The sequence below is a fragment of the Paenibacillus ihuae genome (assembly GCF_001368795.1).
GTDB classification, from domain to species: domain Bacteria; phylum Bacillota; class Bacilli; order Paenibacillales; family Paenibacillaceae; genus Paenibacillus_AQ; species Paenibacillus_AQ ihuae.
This window is the reverse complement of sequence record NZ_LN831198.1, coordinates 413,818-416,925: the sequence shown is the minus strand read 5'-3', so window position 1 is coordinate 416,925 and position 3,108 is coordinate 413,818. Positions and strand designations below refer to the sequence as shown.

Annotated in this window: 3 protein-coding genes; all 3 read right to left on the bottom strand. The window is 54.0% G+C overall.

Annotation, left to right across the window (positions count from 1 at the left end; translation table 11 throughout):
* Nucleotides 1-9: 9 nt before the first annotated feature.
* Nucleotides 10-390, bottom strand: a complete 381-nt coding sequence (locus tag AQR02_RS35415; protein WP_054939154.1) for a hypothetical protein — start codon at nucleotides 388-390, stop codon at nucleotides 10-12.
* Nucleotides 391-646: 256 nt separating this feature from the next.
* Nucleotides 647-1,624 (bottom strand): diacylglycerol kinase catalytic domain-containing protein, encoded by a 978-nt coding sequence (locus AQR02_RS01920; protein ID WP_054939153.1) that lies wholly within the window; start codon nucleotides 1,622-1,624, stop codon nucleotides 647-649.
* Nucleotides 1,621-2,676 carry an SPFH domain-containing protein gene (locus AQR02_RS01915; protein WP_054939152.1) on the bottom strand — a complete coding sequence of 352 codons (1,056 nt, stop codon included), beginning with the start codon at nucleotides 2,674-2,676 and terminating at the stop codon, nucleotides 1,621-1,623. The genes AQR02_RS01920 and AQR02_RS01915 overlap by 4 nt, the downstream gene beginning before the upstream one ends.
* Between the last annotated feature and the right edge of the window lie 432 nt (nucleotides 2,677-3,108).

Below are 3,108 nucleotides of genomic sequence, written 5' to 3'. Positions count from 1 at the left end.
CCTTTGAACTCAAATCTTTCCAGCCAGATCAATCAATGCGAGCAGATTATCCAGCAGCTTGTCGCCCAGACTCAGCAAGCCAGCCAGAATTACCAGCAGCTTCTCCAGCAGGAGCAGCAAAATGCCGTGAAACTGGAAGAACTGGCTCAGCGTGAGCACAAGGCCACCCAGATCATTCAACATGCACTGCAGGGCCACCACACTGCCGTTCAACAGCTGCAGCAGGTAACCCAGACGCTGAGACAGCTGGAGCAGAGCTCCCAGACTACCGGTGCTGCAAGCTTCAATACCGGTCTCCCGCACTTTAATACCGGTGCTGCCAGCTATAATACCGGAGCACAGGGTTTCAGCCCGTCCTTCAATTCTTCCTTTAATCAGCAGCCTTTGCATACAACGCATACTCCTGTAAGCTCATCGATGCATTCAATGCCATCAACTTCCTTTGGCTCCAATGCTTCTATGGGTTCCATAGGTTCGATCGGAGCTATGGGCTCGGTGGGACAAAACTTTGGTTCCTCCATGAACCAGGGAATGGAACGCAACTTCCAATAATTGGGACAAGCAGATAATCAGGAGCTATTCTGAATACCGTTGACACTTAAAAAGGCTGTCTCCCGCAGATGTCTGCAGAGACAGCCTTTGCATTTTATACAACCAGCCGCCCCTTCTTCTCGGCCAGACTGATGACCGCCTCCACGCCCGAGTTAAACTCCAGAAAGTCGCTTTCTACGCCATCGCTGAAAATCACCCCGTCCTCCGGCATCTGTGAAATAATCCGCAGCGGCTGATGGCTGCCGATCTGTCCGAACACAAGTCCGGCAGATGTCGTCCGGCTAGGAAAAGGTTCCCTTACCGCAAAGTAGAGGTGGGGATGATCCCAGGCGAGCCGTCCTCTAGCATCCGCTCCGGCCAGCCCGGCTGCAGCCTCCGGTGCGGCCAGCCCTATTCCGGCAGCACTGCGGGCAATGCCTGCTGCTCCTGCAAGCACGCTGCGCAGCCAGCCGGTGGAGCCCATGCCGGTGGAGACAATAATCCCGCTGGAGGACTGCTGCTCGGCAGTACCGCTCAGCTGCAGCAGATAGCGCGCCGACACATGGGTTTTGCGTCCGATGAACAGGTCGTTGACACCGTAGAGGCTCTGGCCGTCATTCAGCTCGGCCTTGGCCAGCGTCACCTCACGCACCTCGCGGCGGCCGCGGAAAACATCCGGCAGCAGAAGCCGCAGATCCTTGACGGTGAACGGCAGCAGTACACCGTCCCAGCGCTGAGGATCGGGATTCACACCGATCAGGGGCTGCTCACGCAAGTATTTCAGCGTATTGGCCACAAGTCCGTCCTGCCCCACCACAACCACTGTGTCTTCATCCCCAAAGATGAAATTCGGTACATGCTGCCGTTCCAGCAGCTGTACCCGGCCAACTGCGCTCAGCTCGATAACCGCCGTCTCCACAGCCTTGCGGTAGGTCAAATCCTCGCTGATATAATCGCTGAAGTCCGCACCCAGCCGTTCAATATAGAACTGGGCCTGCTGAATGGTATTGTAACGGACGACCAGCTCTTCAAGCCGGGTCTTGCGCTTGATCAGTACAATTTTGTTCTCCGACATGCGCGCCACGCCGTTCATCGTCCTCCCGCTCCTCTCGCCGCACCTGTCCCGCCGCCTGCCGAACCGGCCATAATGCCCTGGAGCAGATCCGGCGTAATGTTGAGCTGCCCGATCTTACCGGCATTTTCGGCCAGCTCCTGGAATGCGATGGCAATCAGCTTATCCGGCTTCATGCCGACATTGGTGAGCGCCTGCAGCACATTGGGCGATACGCCCTGCAGCGAATTCATCACTGCCGACAGCTCGTAGGCTTTGGCATCCGCTTCAGCTTTGTGGTTGGCTACCGTCAGGCCGATCAGCTCCTGCTTCTTCTCCTCCAGCGCCGTATCGAAGCTGAGCTGCTCTTCCTTCATTTCATTCTGCTTCTGCTTCACGAACCGCTCGGCATCAAGCTGGGTTTCGCGGATCTGCTTCTTCTTGGTCTCCACGGCGATCTCCGTGTTCAGCTCGTTCTCCTTCACACGGCGTTCCTGCTGAATCGAAGCATTGCGGCGTTCATACAGGGCATTGTCGGCGCTGCGGAGAATTTCCTCCCGGGCCTGGGCTTCCAGTGCGCGGAGGGTTTCTTTATTCGGCACAATGGCCAGAATCGAGAGCCCCATCAGCTCGATCCCCAGCTTCTCTATCTCTGCATTCCGTTCAATTTCCTGGGTAATGGTCTTCGCCAGACGCTCGCTGGACTGGATTGCTTCACGCAGCGGCAGCTGCTCCAGCTGCTTCTTGGTCAGTACCTTGGCGATGTTGATTACCCGCTGGGCCAGTTTGCCCGGATCGTCGGAGAGATAGGTATTCTTTTTCAAATTGTAGGTGTAGTTGAGAATTTGCGTGGTTTTGCGATAGTCGACAATCCGGTAGGTCAGCTGCCCCTGCACCGTCACCGTCTGATAATCATTCGTAATTTCTTCGAACATGAACGGAACATCTATCGAGGATACCGGAACCACAATTACTGAAGTCGTAGGTGCGTAATAATGAAAAGAAAGCCCTACGCCTTCACGCACAACCTTGCCGTTCTTCACCTTAAGCACATACTCGCTGGGCTGGAATTTCACGAATCTGAATCCGAACATGATGATTACCTCCTGTTTGTGTTATTAACATTTTGTTATTAACACAAGTGTAGCACAGGATTTTGATATTATCAAATTGTTAATAACAAACTCTCTCAAAAAAACACCGCACTCCCCATATGGAAAATGCGCCCGTCTACTAAGCTACTGCCTGTACCAGCCCCCACAGCAAAGAAGCTAATCAACGGGCGTTGAATAGCTTCTTTGTTTTCTTTTATTTGATAATTCCTTCTCACTAAAGGAAACTGAACCACTGTTCTGAATCAAAGCCGTGACATTCACTGCCGCTGATCAAGGATGGTACGCACAGCTTCCAGACGCTTAGGATCAATCTGCAGCAGCGGGTTCCCATTCACTCTGACTGCGGAGCCGAGGTGTACCCGCGTGACTGCTGTCTGCTTCAGGAAACTGCTGAGATTGGCAGTGCCTAAG

Bases quoted from the DNA above. Each gene is read 5' to 3' on its own strand.
- AQR02_RS35415 (WP_054939154.1), bottom strand. From the start codon at position 390: ATGCAAAGGCTGCTGATTAAAGGAAGAATTGAAGGACGGGCTGAAACC.
- AQR02_RS01920 (WP_054939153.1), bottom strand. From the start codon at position 1,624: ATGAACGGCGTGGCGCGCATGTCGGAGAACAAAATTGTACTGATCAAG.
- AQR02_RS01915 (WP_054939152.1), bottom strand. From the start codon at position 2,676: ATGTTCGGATTCAGATTCGTGAAATTCCAGCCCAGCGAGTATGTGCTT.